At 51.0% G+C, this 16,263-nt stretch carries 16 protein-coding genes; 13 read left to right on the top strand and 3 right to left on the bottom strand.

What is annotated here, in order from left to right:
- Positions 1-6: 6 nt before the first annotated feature.
- The 13 genes from AYJ59_RS08350 (at position 7) to AYJ59_RS08290 (ending at position 13,031) form a co-directional block, all read left to right on the top strand.
- Positions 7-303, top strand: coding sequence for an STAS domain-containing protein (locus tag AYJ59_RS08350; protein ID WP_164730753.1), 297 nt, complete (start codon positions 7-9; stop codon positions 301-303).
- 72 nt (positions 304-375) lie between these two features.
- On the top strand, positions 376-1,302 hold the full coding sequence (locus AYJ59_RS08345; protein ID WP_127119847.1) for an ABC transporter ATP-binding protein: 927 nt from the start codon (positions 376-378) through the stop codon (positions 1,300-1,302).
- A 6-nt stretch (positions 1,303-1,308) separates the two neighbouring features.
- Positions 1,309-2,070 (top strand): ABC transporter permease, encoded by a 762-nt coding sequence (locus tag AYJ59_RS08340; RefSeq protein WP_068650223.1) that lies wholly within the window; start codon positions 1,309-1,311, stop codon positions 2,068-2,070.
- A gap of 80 nt (positions 2,071-2,150) precedes the next feature.
- Positions 2,151-2,372: a BolA family protein gene (locus AYJ59_RS08335; RefSeq protein ID WP_127119846.1), complete on the top strand. Its 222-nt coding sequence runs from the start codon at positions 2,151-2,153 to the stop codon at positions 2,370-2,372.
- A 7-nt stretch (positions 2,373-2,379) separates the two neighbouring features.
- Entirely contained in the window at positions 2,380-3,636 is a 1,257-nt protein-coding gene (murA, locus tag AYJ59_RS08330; RefSeq protein WP_127119845.1) for a UDP-N-acetylglucosamine 1-carboxyvinyltransferase, read from the top strand.
- A 42-nt stretch (positions 3,637-3,678) separates the two neighbouring features.
- Positions 3,679-4,308: an ATP phosphoribosyltransferase gene (gene hisG, locus AYJ59_RS08325; RefSeq protein WP_127119844.1), complete on the top strand. Its 630-nt coding sequence runs from the start codon at positions 3,679-3,681 to the stop codon at positions 4,306-4,308.
- A 57-nt stretch (positions 4,309-4,365) separates the two neighbouring features.
- Positions 4,366-5,667, top strand: a complete 1,302-nt coding sequence (gene hisD, locus AYJ59_RS08320; protein WP_206197860.1) for a histidinol dehydrogenase — start codon at positions 4,366-4,368, stop codon at positions 5,665-5,667.
- A gap of 87 nt (positions 5,668-5,754) precedes the next feature.
- Complete coding sequence (locus AYJ59_RS08315; protein WP_127119842.1) at positions 5,755-6,498, top strand: Nif3-like dinuclear metal center hexameric protein; 744 nt, start codon at positions 5,755-5,757, stop codon at positions 6,496-6,498.
- A 251-nt stretch (positions 6,499-6,749) separates the two neighbouring features.
- Entirely contained in the window at positions 6,750-7,361 is a 612-nt protein-coding gene (petA, locus tag AYJ59_RS08310) for a ubiquinol-cytochrome c reductase iron-sulfur subunit (RefSeq protein WP_029937848.1), read from the top strand.
- Positions 7,361-8,593, top strand: a complete 1,233-nt coding sequence (locus AYJ59_RS08305; protein WP_029937849.1) for a cytochrome b — start codon at positions 7,361-7,363, stop codon at positions 8,591-8,593. The genes petA and AYJ59_RS08305 overlap by 1 nt, the downstream gene beginning before the upstream one ends.
- A 1-nt stretch (position 8,594) precedes the next feature.
- Entirely contained in the window at positions 8,595-9,254 is a 660-nt protein-coding gene (locus tag AYJ59_RS08300; protein WP_029937850.1) for a cytochrome c1, read from the top strand.
- A 54-nt stretch (positions 9,255-9,308) separates the two neighbouring features.
- A complete protein-coding gene (gene radA / locus AYJ59_RS08295) occupies positions 9,309-10,682 on the top strand; it encodes a DNA repair protein RadA (protein ID WP_127119841.1) in 1,374 nt (457 codons plus the stop codon).
- Positions 10,683-10,775: 93 nt separating this feature from the next.
- Positions 10,776-13,031, top strand: coding sequence for a hybrid sensor histidine kinase/response regulator (locus tag AYJ59_RS08290; protein WP_127119840.1), 2,256 nt, complete (start codon positions 10,776-10,778; stop codon positions 13,029-13,031).
- A gap of 29 nt (positions 13,032-13,060) precedes the next feature.
- Here AYJ59_RS08290 and AYJ59_RS08285 read toward each other — a convergent pair whose 3' ends face one another.
- The 3 genes from AYJ59_RS08285 to AYJ59_RS08275 all read right to left on the bottom strand — a co-directional run bounded on the left by AYJ59_RS08285 (position 13,061) and on the right by AYJ59_RS08275 (position 16,122).
- Positions 13,061-13,879: an inositol monophosphatase family protein gene (locus AYJ59_RS08285; protein WP_127119839.1), complete on the bottom strand. Its 819-nt coding sequence runs from the start codon at positions 13,877-13,879 to the stop codon at positions 13,061-13,063.
- A gap of 12 nt (positions 13,880-13,891) precedes the next feature.
- On the bottom strand, positions 13,892-15,178 hold the full coding sequence (locus tag AYJ59_RS08280) for an HlyC/CorC family transporter (RefSeq protein ID WP_029937854.1): 1,287 nt from the start codon (positions 15,176-15,178) through the stop codon (positions 13,892-13,894).
- 134 nt (positions 15,179-15,312) lie between these two features.
- A complete protein-coding gene (locus tag AYJ59_RS08275; protein ID WP_029937855.1) occupies positions 15,313-16,122 on the bottom strand; it encodes a cytochrome C assembly family protein in 810 nt (269 codons plus the stop codon).
- Between the last annotated feature and the right edge of the window lie 141 nt (positions 16,123-16,263).

Raw genomic sequence — 16,263 nt, 5'->3', positions numbered from 1 at the left:
TTGTTAGTGGTCAATTTATCCGAGGACACGGCGGCCGTTCTGGAGGGCGAGGTACTTCGCTTGTCGGGCCAGGTCGATGCCGGAGTGGTGACCCGTGTTTATGACCAAGGGTTGAAAAATCTATCCGCGCCGGTTACGGAGGTGGATTGTCATTCTTTGAAAGGGGCGGACTCCACTTGTCTTGCCTTATTGCTGCATTTGCAATCGCGGTTGTCCAAACCGCTTAAAGTGGTGGGCCTGCCGGATGAGCTTCGGGTGCTGGTCGACCTGTATGGATTACAAGACCTGCTTGAATTGGCCTGAACTCGCTTTTCAAGAAAGTTTCTTTCGTGTAATTCAATCAATTATTAAGTATTTTAATGTAAAAGGATTTTTATGTCAGCTGCCGCTGTTTCATTTCAAGCCGTTCAAAAGGATTATGGCTCACTGCAAGCGTTGAAAGGCGTTTCGTTTGATGTCAGGCCTGGTTGTTTTTTCGGTTTGTTGGGCCCGAATGGTGCCGGAAAATCGACGTTGATTAACAGTATGGCCGGCTTGGTCAAGCCTTCCGCCGGTCGAATTCTGGTGAATGGTTATGATGTGGAGAAAGAATACCGCCAGGCCCGTCGTTTTCTGGGCGTGGTACCGCAAGAGCTGATTTCCGATCCGTTTTTCACGATTCGCGAATTGCTGGACATTCAAAGCGGCTATTTCGGGTTGAAAAGCCGTGAGCAACGTCTTTGGGTTGACGAATTGCTGGATCGTCTGGCTTTGTCGGACAAGGCGAATGCCATCACCAATGAATTGTCGGGTGGTATGAAACGTCGCGTGTTGATTGCGATGGCGCTGGTGCACAAACCGCAAGTACTGGTACTGGATGAACCGACGGCGGGTGTGGATGTCGACTTACGCCGGACCTTATGGGAGTTTACAAAGGAACTGCATCAAAAAGGGCATACCATTATTCTGACCACGCATTATCTGGAAGAAGCCGAAGCCTTATGTGAAGAAGTCGCCATTGTCAAAGGCGGTGAATTGAAAGCATTGGAAACCACCGGTGAGTTGTTGTCTCGACATAATTACCGTTATCTGCGTGTGGTGTTGGAGTCGCCGAAAAAAGTCGATGAACAGCAATTTACGCCGTTCTTGCAAGAACGTTTTCTCGAGCAGGATGCGAATGGTTTGATGTTCAAACTGGAAAAAGAAAAGCCTTTGAATCAGATGTTGAGTGCCTTGTCGGAAAGTCATTTGGCAGTGAAAGATTTGACCAGCCGCGACGCGACGCTGGAAGAGGTCTTTTTGGATTTGACGGGAGAGAAATAAGTGGAAATGAATTGGACAGGTTGTTGGGCGCTTTTTGTGAAGGAAGTCCGGCGTTTTTATTCGGTGGCGGTGCAAACCATTTTTGCGCCGGTGGTGTCGTCGTTGTTGTATCTGTTGATTTTCGGTCAGGTGATTGTCACTCAAATCGAGGTGTTTTCCGGGTTGAGTTACAGTCAATTCCTGATTCCCGGTCTGGTGATGATGACGATTCTGCAGAATGCATTTTCCAACACCTCATCAAGTTTGATTCAGTCGAAAATGCACGGCAACTTGACGTTTGTGATGCTCAGTCCGATTTCGCCGTTCGAGTTTTATCTGGCGTTTGTCGGGGCTTCGATTGTGCGCGGTTTGGCCGTGGGCATCGGTGTGTTGGTGGTGGGCATTGTCGGGTTTGACATCGCCTGGCAGTCGCCGGGCTGGATTTTGCTGTTTGCGGTGTTGAGTGCCGCCATTATGGGAGGGGTTGGTATGACAGCCGGGATTTTGTCGGACAAGTACGACCATTTGGCGGCGTTTCAAAACTTCATTATCATCCCTTTGACCTTCTTGAGTGGGGTGTTTTATTCGATTCATGCCTTGCCGGATTTCTGGCAGGCGTTTTCGCACATCAATCCGTTCTTTTATATGGTGGATGGATTCCGTTACGGTTTCTTTGAGCAATCCGACGTATCGGTTTACTTGAGTTTAGCGATTACGGTGTTGTTCTTTGTGCTGATTACGACGATTAATCTGATTTTATTGTACAAAGGCGTTAAAATACGCAATTAATTTTGAGAGGTCTGTCGCTCGGTTGAGTCCGAGTGTAAAAGGGCCGTGAATTCAAGCTGTTGTAGAAAGAAGAATTTGTTATGTCTCCAGAAAAAATCCGTGAAAAAATCCAAGCGGTACTCGATGATGCGCAGGTCACTATGAGTGGCGAAGATTGTAACTTTGCGGTTGAAGTGTCCAGTGCCGCGTTTGAAGATCAATCGCCTTTGCAGCGTCATCGCATGGTAAACGACATTTTCAAGGATGAATTCGCTACGGGTGAATTGCACGCGCTGTCGATTAAGACCAAATTGCCAGAGTGAGTGAGGAATGGATAAATTAGTCATAGAAGGTCCTTGCCAACTCTCTGGAAGAGTACAGATTTCCGGCGCGAAAAACGCCGCCTTACCCATTTTGATGGGTTGCCTGTTGTCGGAAACGCCGGTGACCTTGTCGAACGTGCCGCACCTGAAAGACGTGACGACTACCATTCAGTTGTTGGCGACGATGGGGGTTGAGGTGATGTTCGACGAGCATTTGAACATTGAAATCGATGCATCCAATATCACCACCAAAGAAGCACCTTATGAATTGGTGAAGACCATGCGGGCCTCGATTCTGGCCATGGGACCGTTGCTGGCTCGTTTTGGCGAAGCGAAAGTGTCCTTGCCGGGTGGGTGTGCGATCGGTTCGCGTCCGGTTAATATTCATATTGAAGGCATGCAGAAAATGGGTGCCGACATTAAAGTGGAGCAAGGCTACATTATTGCCAAAGCCGACCGTTTGAAAGGCGCCGACATCACGATGGAACCGGTGACGGTAACGGGGACGGAAAACCTGTTGATGGCAGCGGTATTGGCGGAAGGTCAAACCATTTTGCGCAATGCGGCCCGTGAACCGGAAGTGTCCGACTTGGCGAACTTCTTGAACGCCATGGGGGCGAAAATCAGTGGCATCGATACCGATACGCTGGTGGTTGACGGCGTGGAGCGCTTGCAGGGCGTTTCTTATAAAGTCATTCCCGACCGGATTGAAGCCGGAACCTATCTGGCGGCAGCGGCTTTGACCAAAAGTTGTGTCACCGTGACGCATGTGGTGCCGGAGCATTTGACCGCGGTGCTCGAGAAATTTACCGAAGCCGGCGCCGATGTTTCATGGACGGAAGACACCATTACACTGGATATGCGTGGCCGCGAGTTGAAGCCGGTGAACGTCGTTACGGATCCGTATCCGTTGTTCCCGACCGATATGCAAGCACAGTTCGTGGTGATGAACAGCATCGCCAAAGGCAAAGCGAAGGTGGAAGAAACCATCTTTGAAAACCGTTTCATGCATGTATCGGAATTGGTACGCATGGGGGCGGATATCCATGTGGAAGGCAATACCGCTTACACCCAGGGTGTCGACCATTTAGTGGGCGCGCCTGTTATGGCGACGGATTTGAGAGCCTCGGCCAGTTTGATTCTCGCCGGTTTGATTGCGCACGGCGAAACGGTGGTGAGCCGCATCTATCATATCGATCGGGGCTATGAACTGATTGAAGAAAAATTCCATAAGCTCGGTGCCCATATTTACCGAGCGAACTGATAAACGAATGAAGAGGACGTTGCCACGGCAACAGACGAAATAATGGCTGATCAATTAACGATAGCGCTCTCGAAAGGGCGAATTTACAAAGATACCTTGCCTTTGCTGGAAGCGGCGAACATTTTGCCGTCCGAAGATCCGAGCAAAAGCCGTAAACTGATTATTCCGACTAACCACGAGAATGTGCGCTTGCTGATTGTCCGTGCCACCGATGCGCCGACTTATGTCGCGCATGGCGCGGCGGATATCGGTGTGGCCGGTAAAGATGTGTTGATGGAAGCGCCGACCGACAATTTGAATGAATTGCTGGACCTGCAGATTGCCAAGTGCAAGTTGATGGTGGCGGGGCCGAAAGAAGCTAAACCGCATGGGCATCGTTTGAAAATCGCCACCAAGTACATTCAATCGGCCAAAGCCTATTACGCGGAAAAAGGCCAGCAGGTGGACTTGATTAAATTGTACGGTTCCATGGAAATTGCGCCGTTAATCGACTTGGCGGATAAGATTGTCGATTTGGTCGATACCGGTAATACACTGAAAGCAAATGGCCTGGTGCCGGAAGAGCACATTGCCGATATCAGCTCGCGCTTGATTGTGAACGAGCATGCTTATAAAACCAAATTCAATCAAATTAACGATATTGTTGAGAAATTTAAATCGGCGATTGAATAATCGCCTGACGGTTTGAAGCCGATGGATGAGCGGCTTCCTGAAAAGATGGAAATGAAAATGTTGAAAGTTCGAAAACTATTTGCAAACGATGAAGGGTTTAAAGCCGAATTGGAAGCTTTGTTGGCTTGGGAAACGGTTTCCAATGATTCGGTGAATCAGATTGTTAAGGACGTTTTGCGCAATGTCCGTGAAAAGGGTGATGTGGCGCTGCTGGAATACACGGAAAAGTTTGACCGTTTGGCCTTATCGGCCGGCGCGGATTTGGAAATTCCGAAAGCGGAGTTGAAAGCGGCACTGGAGCGCATTCCGGCCGATCAGCGTGACGGTTTGGAATTGTCTGCCAAACGCGTGCGTGACTACCATGAGAAACAAGTGGGTAAATCCTGGTCTTATACCGAAGACGACGGCACCTTGCTGGGGCAGCAGGTCACGGCATTGGATAAGGTCGGACTCTATGTGCCGGGCGGCAAGGCCGCGTACCCGTCTTCTGTAATCATGAATGCCATCCCGGCGAAAGTGGCCGGTGTGCCGGAATTGATCATGGTGGTGCCGACGCCGGATGGAGACGTCAATGACATGGTGCTGGCGGCTGCGGAAATCTGCGGCGTGGATCGCGTCTTCAAGCTGGGCGGCGCCCAAGCGGTGGCGGCCTTGGCGTATGGCACCGAAACCGTTCCGCAAGTGGATAAAATTGTCGGGCCAGGGAATATTTTCGTGGCGACGGCCAAGCGTGAAGTATTCGGTACCGTCGGCATTGACATGATTGCCGGGCCCTCGGAAATTTTGGTGTACTGCGACGGTCAAACCAACCCGGATTGGATTGCGATGGACTTGTTCTCACAAGCGGAGCACGATGAAGATGCACAATCGATTTTGGTGACGCAGGATGCGGAATTTGCCGAGAAGGTCTATGACAGCATGAACCGTCTAGTGAAAACCTTACCGCGTGAAGAAATCATTACCAAAGCCATTACCGATCGTGGTGCCATCATTGTGGTGGACGACGAAGATCAAGCCGTGGAGATGATCAATTACATCGCACCGGAGCATTTGGAGTTGTCGATTGAAGAGCCGCAGGCTTTGTTGCCGAAAATCCGCCACGCCGGTGCGATTTTCATGGGCCGTTACACAGCCGAGGCGTTAGGCGATTACTGTGCCGGGCCAAACCATGTATTGCCGACGTCACGTACCGCGCGTTTCTCGTCGCCATTGGGCGTTTACGACTTCCAGAAGCGTTCCAGCTTGATTATGTGTTCGGCGGAAGGTGCCAATGTGTTGGGTCAAGTGGCCGGCGTCCTAGCCGATGGCGAAGGGTTGCAAGCGCACGCCGCTTCGGCACGTTATCGTGTGAAAGACTGATTCGTGTTCGATTCATAAAAAATGACCAGGCCTGGTCATTTTTTTTGTCCGCAATATACGCAACCGCTGGGTTGCAGGGGAGAAGCAATGCACATTCACGAACTGACCGAATATTTGGATACCTATCTGCAAGTCGCAGATTTTAAAGATTATGCGCCGAACGGATTGCAAGTGTCCGGTAAAACGGAAATCGCTAAAATCGTCACCGGTGTCACGGCGTGTCAGGCGTTGATCGATGCCGCCATTGAACAGGAAGCGGATGCAATTTTAGTGCATCACGGCTATTTCTGGAAAAATGAACCGGTAACCCTAACGGGCATGAAACAAAAGCGTATCCGCAGTTTGCTGATGAATGACATCAATCTATTGGGCTATCACCTGCCATTGGATGCGCACCCGGTCGTCGGGAATAATGCGATGCTCGGCCAACTGTGGGAACTGGAGGACATCACGCCGGATGCAAAAAGCTTGGTTCGACTGGGGCGTTTGGCCTCTCCGAAGCCGATCAGCGAGTTTATCCAGACGGTGGAAGCCACCCTGGATCGCACGCCGTTACATTTACCGGGCGGTCCGGAAACGGTTGAAACGGTGGCCTGGTGCAGCGGCGGGGCGCAAGGCTATATCCAGCAAGCTATTGACTGGCAGGCGGATGTGTTTCTCAGTGGCGAAGTATCGGAACAAACCACGCATCAAGCGCTTGAAAGTGGGGTGCATTACTTAGCGGCCGGGCATCATGCTACCGAGCGTGTCGGGGTCAAGGCGCTGGGTGAAAAGTTAGCGCAAGAGTTTGATTTGGAAGTAATTTTTGTGGATATTCCTAACCCGGTTTGACTAAAAACCGACTTGAATGGTCGGTTTATGAACAATTTTTTTTATGTCTATGATTAGTTTTATTTATAAAAATATTTTTAATGGTCATAAATAGATATTGATGTAAGGATTAATTTTGCTTTGGTAAAATAGCCAGCCGCTTTGATTATTTTTAAGGTTTATTCGGGCTTGCCACGGGCTTTGCCGCGAGAAAATTTAAAAATACGATCAACGTATAACGATTAAGAAAATGGACAAAAGAGGAAGTCTCTATGTCGTCAAAAGAGCAGACTGAGAACAAAAACCTGACGCGTCGTAAAGTATTAACGGCCGCGACGGGTGTTTTAGGGGCGGCAGGCGCTACCTTTGTAGCGGTTCCTTTCGTGAGCTCCTGGCAGCCGAGCGAAAAAGCCAAGGCCGCCGGGGCTCCTGTGGATGCAGATTTGAGTTTGTTGTCACCTGGGCAAATGTTGACGGTTTCCTGGCGTGGTAAACCGGTTTGGGTCGTCAGACGGACGACGGAAATGTTGAGCATTCTGCCGACATTGGACAATGAGTTGCGTGATCCGAATTCCGATAACTCGGTGCAACCGGAATATTGTAAAAACGAAGTCCGAGCCTTGAATGAGGAATACTTGGTCGTCGTCGGTGTCTGTACCCACTTGGGCTGTGCGCCGATGTATCGCCCGGCGGTCGATTCACCGGATATGGCGAAAGGCTGGAAAGGCGGTTTCTTCTGTCCGTGTCACGGTTCCAGTTTTGATTTGGCGGGCCGTGTTTTCCAAGGCGTTCCGGCGCCGACTAACCTGGAAATTCCACCTTATCGTTATGTTTCCGATTCGGTCATTAGAGTGGGTGAAAACCCTGAAGAAGGAGTGGTTTGATGCAAACAGAACACAAGAAACCTCAAAACTCTCTACTGGCCTGGTTGGATGCGCGTTATCCGCTTGTCAGCACATGGAACGAGCATGTGGCCGAGTATTACGCGCCTAAGAATTTCAACTTCTGGTATTTCTTCGGTTCACTGGCGCTGTTGGTGCTGGTCAACCAATTCGTCACCGGTATCTGGCTGACGATGAGCTTCAAGCCGAGTGCGGCGGAAGCGTTCAATTCCGTTGAATACATCATGCGCGATGTCGAGTGGGGCTGGCTGATTCGCTACATGCACTCCACCGGAGCGTCGGCGTTCTTCATTGTGATTTATTTCCATATGATGCGGGGGCTGCTCTACGGCTCCTACAAGAACCCGCGTGAGCTGGTGTGGATATTGGGGATGCTGATCTTCCTGGTGTTGATGGCGGAAGCCTTTATGGGGTATTTGTTGCCTTGGGGACAAATGTCTTACTGGGGCGCACAGGTCATCATTTCCCTATTTGGAGCCATACCCGTTGTGGGACCGGATTTAGCGGTATGGGTGCGGGGTGACTTCGTCATCTCTGATGCCACTTTGAACCGCTTCTTCGCATTGCACGTCATTGCCTTGCCGTTGGTGTTGGTGATTCTGGTGTTTATGCACATCGTGGCGCTGCATAAGGTCGGGTCCAACAACCCGGACGGTGTGGAAATCAAAAAGTATAAAAACGAAAAAGGGTTGCCGATCGATGGTATTCCGTTCCATCCTTACTATACGGTTAAGGATTTGTTCGGCGCGTCCGTCTTCATGTTGCTGTTCGCCATAGTGGTGTTTTATTTCCCGGAAGGCGGCGGCTACTTCATCGAACCGCCGAACTTTGAACCGGCGAACCCCTTGAAGACACCGGAGCACATTGCCCCTGTTTGGTATTTCACACCATACTATGCGGTTTTGCGAGCGGTGCCGGATAAGCTGCTGGGTGTTATCGCCATGGGTGCGGCGATTGCAGTGCTCTTCGCTATGCCGTGGTTGGACCGTTGTAAAGTGAAGTCCATCCGTTATCGCGGGGCGTCTTTTAAAGTATTGCTGACCATGTTTGTTGTGAGCTTCTTAGTACTTGGCTGGCTCGGAACGCAGCCGGCGACACCGGAACTGACGAAATTGGCGCGCGTTTTCACCGCGACCTATTTCCTGTTCTTCATTATCTTGCCATTCACATCGGTGAGTGAGAAAACCAAGCCAATTCCGGAGAGGGTCAGTTAACATGAGAAAAATCAGTTCAATTTTCATTTTATGCATGCTTTTCCCGCTGGCCGGTTTGGCCGCTGGCGGTCCGGCATTGGATTTGGAAAAGGCCGATAACAGCCTGGAAGACAAGGACTCGCTGAAACGCGGTGCGGTATTGTTCTCAAACTACTGCATGGCATGCCACTCGGTGAAATACCTGCGTTATAACCGTATCGCGCGGGATTTCGGTTGGACCGATGAGGAAGTGGTCGAAGCGATGACTTACGGTCAGAACCGAGCGGTGGACAACGTCACCACGCGTATGTTGCCAGGCGTTGATGAAGAAGTGCTTGGTACGAAAGTTCCGGATTTGTCGCTGATGGCGCGCTTGAAAGGCTCCGATTACATCTATAGCTTCATGCGAGGCTATGAGTTGGACGAGAAAACCGGTGAATGGGATAACCGCCTATTGCACGGCACGGTCATGCCGCATGTCTTGGAAGGTATGCAGCGTCACATGTCGGCCGAAGAGTTTAAGCAGGCCACGCGCGATATCACCAACTTCTTGGAGTACGCGGGGGAACCGGCTAAACTGCAACGTCACGACTTGGGCTGGAAGGTCATTCTCTTCCTATTGGTCCTGATTCTGTTGACCTATTTATTGAAAAAAGAATACTGGCGAGACATCAAGCATTGATCGCTGTTTTCGAAAGCCCGCTCTGCGGGCTTTTTTGTTTAGGTGATGTCTGAAATGGCTAAAAAAGTGAAACTGGCGTATGTCTGCACCGAGTGTGGTGCGGATTACGCGCAATGGCAAGGACAATGTACGGCCTGCGGTGAATGGAATTCCTTGAAGGAGTTCAAGGTCTCCGCCTCCAAAACCAAAGCCTCCGGGCGGGCGCAAACCGTCGGTTATGCCGGCGCATCCGAACAAACCGTGATGTCGGTCAATGAAGTCGAGCTGTCGGAAGTGCCACGCGTCGACTCCAGCCTGTCCGAGTTGGATCGGGTATTGGGGGGCGGTATTGTGCCGGGGTCGGTGGTGTTGATTGGCGGCGACCCGGGCGTCGGCAAGTCGTCCTTGCTGCTGCAGGTTTGCTGTCAATTAAGCCAGAGCCAAAAAGTGCTCTATGTCACCGGTGAAGAATCTTTGCAGCAGGTGGCCATGCGCGCCAAACGCATGAGTCTGCCGGAAGATAAACTGCGCTTGCTGACGGAAACCGATGTGGAAGCCATTACCATGGCGGCGCAAACCGAACAGCCTAAAGTGATGGTGGTCGATTCGATTCAAACCATGCAGTTGGGTGACGTCAGCAGTGCCGCGGGCGGTGTGTCGCAAGTGCGCGAATCGGCCGCGTATCTGACGCGTTTCGCCAAACAGAATCAGATCATGGTCTTCTTGGTCGGTCACGTGACCAAATCCGGTGAAGTGGCCGGGCCTCGAGTCTTGGAACACATTGTCGATACGGTGCTGTTTTTGGAGGGGCAGTCCGATAGCCGCTTTCGAACGTTACGTGCTATCAAAAACCGTTTTGGCGCCGTCAATGAATTGGGCGTGTTCGCCATGACCGACAAGGGCATGAAGCAAATCAAAAACCCGTCGGCGATTTTTTTGTCTCGCGCGGAAGAACCGTCGCCCGGTTCGGCAGTGATGGTGCTTTGGGAAGGTTCTCGGCCGTTGTTGGTGGAAATTCAAGCCTTGGTGGACGAATCTCCCTACGGCGCGCCGAAACGGGTAACGGTCGGCTTGGAGTACAACCGTCTCTCGATGTTGCTGGCCGTGTTACACCGTCATGCCGGGGTGCAGGCTGGGGATCAGGATGTTTACGTCAATGTGGTGGGCGGCGTGAAGGTCAGTGAGACCAGCGCGGACCTGGCCGTATTGTGTGCGATTGTCTCCAGCTTAAAAAACAAAGTATTGCCTCAGGATTTAATCGTGTTTGGCGAGGTGGGGCTGTCCGGCGAAATTCGGCCGGTTTCCAGCGGGCAGGAACGCATTCTCGAAGCCGCCAAGCACGGTTTTAAAAAAGCCATTGTGCCGAATGCCAATATTCCGAAAGGCGGCGTGCCCGGTATGGAAGTCATCGGCGTCTCGACGCTTCAGCAGGCGTTGGCGCAAATTTAGGCCACGTCTACGGAGTTTTACCCCGTTCTATTGCAGGGGATTTCATGTAGAATAGCCCTATATCTTCCCAATCACGGCAGGTGATATCAGGCTATGACACATCAATCCACCGGGCTGGACGCCATTCACCTTGGAGACGTTGAACTCGCTTCGGCCGTGGTGCAGTCTCGCGGCGAAGCGGAATGGTGGATTGAGTCGCAAAATGACGCTGCCCTAGCCATCTGGGGCGATTACGACATCTCGCAGGACATATCCTTGCGCTTATCGCTGTTGGAAGCCGACAAAAAACGCATTCCCAGCAGTTTTCTGCATAAAATTCCCGGCAATATCCAGTCGTTACGTTTCATTGTGACACCGTACCAAGGCCGTTTGTTGGTGCAGTTTTTTCCCGATTTTTCCGAACACCATTCCGAAGACGACGGTATTTTCGATTTCTATGAAACCGTTCTGGAAGCTTCCCATAATGGCGTGTTCGATTTTAACCTGACCGACGAAACGGTCAAATACAGTCGTAATGTCCATGAAATCTGCGGTGTCACCGTATCCGATTTGGGGCGAACCAAATCCGATTTCTTTAAACGCATCCACCCGGATGATATCGAGGCGGTGGACGAAGCGCTGGAAATGCATCTGGAAACCGCTTGGCCGTTTGAAGTGGAGTTTCGTTTCAAAACAGCGATGGGCATTTACATCTGGTTGCAAAGTTGTGGTAAGGCAATCAAAGATACCGAAGACGATGAAGCGGTGCGTTTTGTCGGCAATCTGGTCAATATTTCCGAACGAAAATTTGTCGAAGACATGGTGAAACAACGTGAACAACTGGTTGAACAAATCATCGACAGCTTGCCGACTAGCATTTACGTAAAAGATGACAAAGGCTGTTTCCGCTTTTTCAGCGAGCAAACCGAAAAAGATACTGGCATCGATCGCGCCATGGCCATCGGTAAAACCGATTATGAAATTTTCCCGATTGAGCAGGCCAGACAATCGGCCTTGCAAGATCAGCAGGTGGTCGAATCCGGACGCTTGATGGTCACCGAAGAACCGGTGCAATTGCCGAACGGCGAATGCCGTTGGTTAATGCAGGGGAAAGGTCCGATTACCATTTACGAAGACGACTCGGTCAAAAACTGGCTGCTCGGTTTCTCGCTCGACATCACCGAGCGTAAATTGGCGGAAGACTTACAGCGTGATGCGAAAATCGCCGCGGAAGAAGCGGTACAAACCAAGTCCGAGTTTTTATCAGTGATGAGCCATGAAATCCGTACACCGTTGAACTCGGTGATTGGGACCGCGCAACTGTTGCAGGATATGGTGCTGGAAGACGAACAAAAGCATTACGTCGATATGATTCGCCATTCCGGTGAGCATCTGTTGCAGTTGATTAACGATATCCTTGATTTCAACAAGCTGGAAGCCAATAAGGTGGAGCTGGAATCGGCGGCGTTCGACTTGTCGACGTTGGTCGGCAGCATTCTGGATATGAATCGTCTGTTGGCGGATAAAAAGGGTCTCAAGCTTTCGGAACACTATTCGGATGGCTTGTCGGCGTTTTACCTCGGTGATGCGGCACGCGTACGACAGATCCTTTTGAACCTGGTCGGCAATGCGCTGAAATTCACCTCGGAAGGGGAAATATCGATTCGGGTTCGGCCGACCGAGAACAAACGTGTGCGCTTTGAGGTGACGGATTCCGGTATTGGCATTCGTCCTGAGCAAATCGATAAATTGTTTTCTGCGTTCACGCAAGCCGATGCGTCCACCACGCGTCAATTCGGCGGCACCGGGTTGGGCTTGTCCATCTGTAAAAAGCTGGTGTACATGATGGGCGGTGACATCGGCATTGACAGTGAATATGGCCAAGGAAGCACCTTCTGGTTCGAATTGCCGCTGGTAACGGCCAAAGCGCCGGAAAAACCGGTGGAGGTGTCACCGGAAATGGAAACGGCACCGTTGAATATTCTGGTGGCGGAAGACAATTTGCCGAATCAGTTATTGGTGAAAGCCATTTTGTCCAAACTTGGGCATCAGGTGTTGGTGGTCGGTAACGGACTGGAAGCGGTTCAGTCGGTGGAAACGGCCGAGTCACCCTTTGATGTGGTACTGATGGATATGCAGATGCCGGAAATGGACGGGCTGACAGCGACTCAGCATATTCGGGAATTACCGTCCAGCCGGGCGAGTGTGCCGATCATCGCCTTGACCGCCAATGCGCTCAGCGGAGATCGTGAAAAGGTTTTGGATGCCGGTATGAATGATTACCTGACCAAACCGATAGATGTATCGCAGTTGAAGCGGTTATTGAATGTTTGGGGTACGGCCAATCAGCGATTGCCGGGGTTTGAGTAAAAACGCCCAGGCCTGGGCGTTTTCAGTATTTAGTTGGCGTGTTGATAATCCTGCAAGATTTGAAACCAGTCGTCGAATAGCGCCGGTGTGGTCGCGGCCACAGCGGAGCGCTTGACCACTTCCGACACCAAAACGGTTTCGCCCGTCAAGGTGGCGCTTTTGCCGCCGGCTTCATTCAAAATCAACCATCCGGCGGCGTAATCCCAGATGTTTTGGGCGCCGTGGCAATAAAGTTGACCGCGTCCTGCGGCGACCCAACACCAGTCCAACGCCACGGAGCCGATACTGCGCTGTGATGCATAAGGCGGTTTCAATACCAGCTCGGTTGACAACGGCGCCTGCAATCGTTTGAAATCGACGAGTCCGATGCACTTTTTCAATTCCGTTTTGGTGGTTTGCGCGATGAGCGCGCGGTCGTTCAATTCCGCGCCCTGGCCTTTGCGCGCCGCAAACAGCTCGTCACGGTCCGGGTCGTACACCATGCCCAGTTTGACATCGCCTTGGATAATCAAAGCCAGCGAGACGCTGTAAACCGGAATGTCGCTGGCGAAGTTGCTGGTGCCATCGACCGGGTCGAGAATCCAGCAACCGTTATTGGAGGCGAGTGCGTCTTTTTGTTCTTGAGCCGAAGATTCCTCGCCCAAAAAGGTGAATTGCGGCCAGTGTTCGTTCAGGAAGGCTTCGGTGGCTTTTTGCATTTCGGTATCGGCTTCGGTCAATACCGAGCCGTCGGCTTTGGTGGACGCATCCACATGACGGAAACGCGGCAGTACTTCTTGTTGGGCCAGTTGTTTGATACCGTTTTTCAGTGTTTGCCAGGCCTGGTCGTTTTCGAAAATAAAAGACATAACTTTCCTTGGTTATTTGAAGCGAAGTGTCGGGTCGACCTGCGTCAGTTTGACTTTTTCGATGGCGTGCTTAGAGGTTTCGGTCACTTCCAGAATGTAGTTGTCGACCTTCAAGCAGGTGCCGACTTCCGGCAAAGTCTCCAATTCTTCCTGAATCAGGCCGTTCAGCGTTTTCGGGCCGTCCGTCGGCAAGTCGAACTGGTAAGTTTTATTCAGGTCGCGAATGAATTCCGACGCATCGAAGGTGATGGAACCGTCCTGGTGCATCGCCACTTTAGTGAAGGCTTTTTCGCGGGTGTCGGTGCTGAATTTCCCAACGATTTCTTCCAACAAATCTTCCAGTGTCAGCAAGCCTTGCAGGTTGCCGTATTCGTCCACAATCAGCGCCATGTGGCGTTTGTGCTTGTTGAAGCTGGACAACTGGATGTTCAAGGTCGTGGTTTCCGGAATGAAATAGCCCGGACGCGTCGCCTTGATGATGTCCTTCAGTGACAGGTCAGGTTTGGTCAATAACGGCAGCGCTTTACGCAGGTTGATGACGCCCAGTAAATCCTCGTCCATGTTTTCGCGGTACACCGGAATGCGTGTGAACGGCGATTTGAGGATGGTTTTAACGATTTCTTCCATCGGTTGGCTGACGTCGATGGCGTAAATATCCTGTTTCGGAATCATCACGTCTTCCACGGTGATGCTTTCCAATTGCATGATGCCGTTGAGCATGGTGCGGTATTGTTTCGGCAAACGCCCGGTGGCTTCGTTGATCAGGGTTTGCAGTTCTTCGCGGCTCAACGCATGATCGTCGTCTTCTCGGTCGGACACTTTAACGCCGAACAGGCGCAGGAAATTGTTGGCGAAAAAATTCACCATCCAGACCAGCGGCGACAGCACTTTCAATAACGGTTCTAGAAAATAGGCCGCTGGATAGGCGATTTTTTCCGGGTAAAGTGCGGCCAGAGTTTTCGGGGCCACTTCGGAAAAGACCAGAATGACCAATGTCAGTAGCCCGGCGGCCAAAGCAATACCGGCTTCGCCGATCAGGCGCATGGCGATGATGGTGGCGACGGACGACGCGAAAATGTTTACGAAGTTGTTGCCGAGCAAAATGACGCCCAGCAGGCGATCTGGCGATTCCAGTAAACGCTGAACCTTGATGGCACCTTTGTGGCCTTCTTTGACTTTGTGTTTCAGACGGTATTTGTTCAGCGCCATCATTCCGGTTTCGGAACTTGAAAAGAGCGCGGACAGGATGATGAGTAAGATTAGGATCCCGAAGAGGACCGAAATGGGAATACTGTTCAAGATGATTCTTTTGGGTAGTTAATCGAAAGGAAATTATAGCGATTCTGAAAGGGATTCGCCATGACATTTTTGCGACAGGGATGCGTGATGTTTTTGAGGCTCGAAAGCCGGGTTTATCCAGGCTGAAAAGCGCTTCAGCCTTTGGCGTGCATCATGAAGTTCAGAACAATTTCGGTGCCGATGTAACTCAGAATCAGCAGGAAATACGCCCAGATGGTGTAATAAGCCGCTTTTTGACCGCGCCAACCAAACTGAAAGTGGCCGAAAATTAACAGGCCGTAGGTCAGCCAGGCCAGGATGGCGAAGAAGGTTTTATGCACCAGATGTTGTGCGAAAATGTCTTCCATAAAGAAAACGCCGCTCAAAAGCGCGAAGCTCAAGAAAATGAATCCGATAATGACCAGCTGAATCAAGGTTTTTTCCATGATTTGTAGCGGGGGCAGGTTTTTAAAGACAATGCTCAATTGGCGTTTTTGGAATCGTCTTTCCTGAATGGCGTACAAAGTGGCTTGCGCCGCCGCCAGTCCCATGATGCTGTAAGCAGTGATGGAAATCAGGATGTGGCTGCCCAGTGCCAGCGGCAATGGCTGAAGCGTGGTGCCGGTGAACGGGAGCAGGGTTGTCAATGCCGCCAACGGGAAGATAAAAATGCCGAGGTTTTCGGTGGCTTTATTGATGTTGGTGATCAGCAAAATCACCACGGCAATCCATGAAATCAACGACAATCCGGTACCGAAGCGGAACATCAACATGCCGTCGCTGAACAAGTGGCCGGAGAAGGAAATCAAATGCACGACGGCGGCCAAGGCGGCGATCAGTAATAGCTTGTGGCGGTTGAAGTTCGCCGCTTCGCTCTCGTCACTTTTAAAGCGCTGCCATAGAATATGGGTGGCATACAGATAGAGCAGACTGGAAAAAAGTGCGATGAAAACGCTGATGGCCATTCTAATCCTTCCGGTTTTGAACGATAGCCGGGGAGCGGTTTTGGCTGAAAAAATCCAATGAAAATCCCGTGCTATCTTAGATATTTGGTGACTAAAGCCGTATAATATCGAAAATCAGAATTAAATGAAACGAAATTCCGC

The sequence above is a fragment of the Thiomicrospira sp. S5 genome (assembly GCF_003991075.1).
GTDB lineage: Bacteria > Pseudomonadota > Gammaproteobacteria > Thiomicrospirales > Thiomicrospiraceae > Hydrogenovibrio > Hydrogenovibrio thermophilus.
This window is presented reverse-complemented; position numbering and strand designations above follow the sequence as displayed.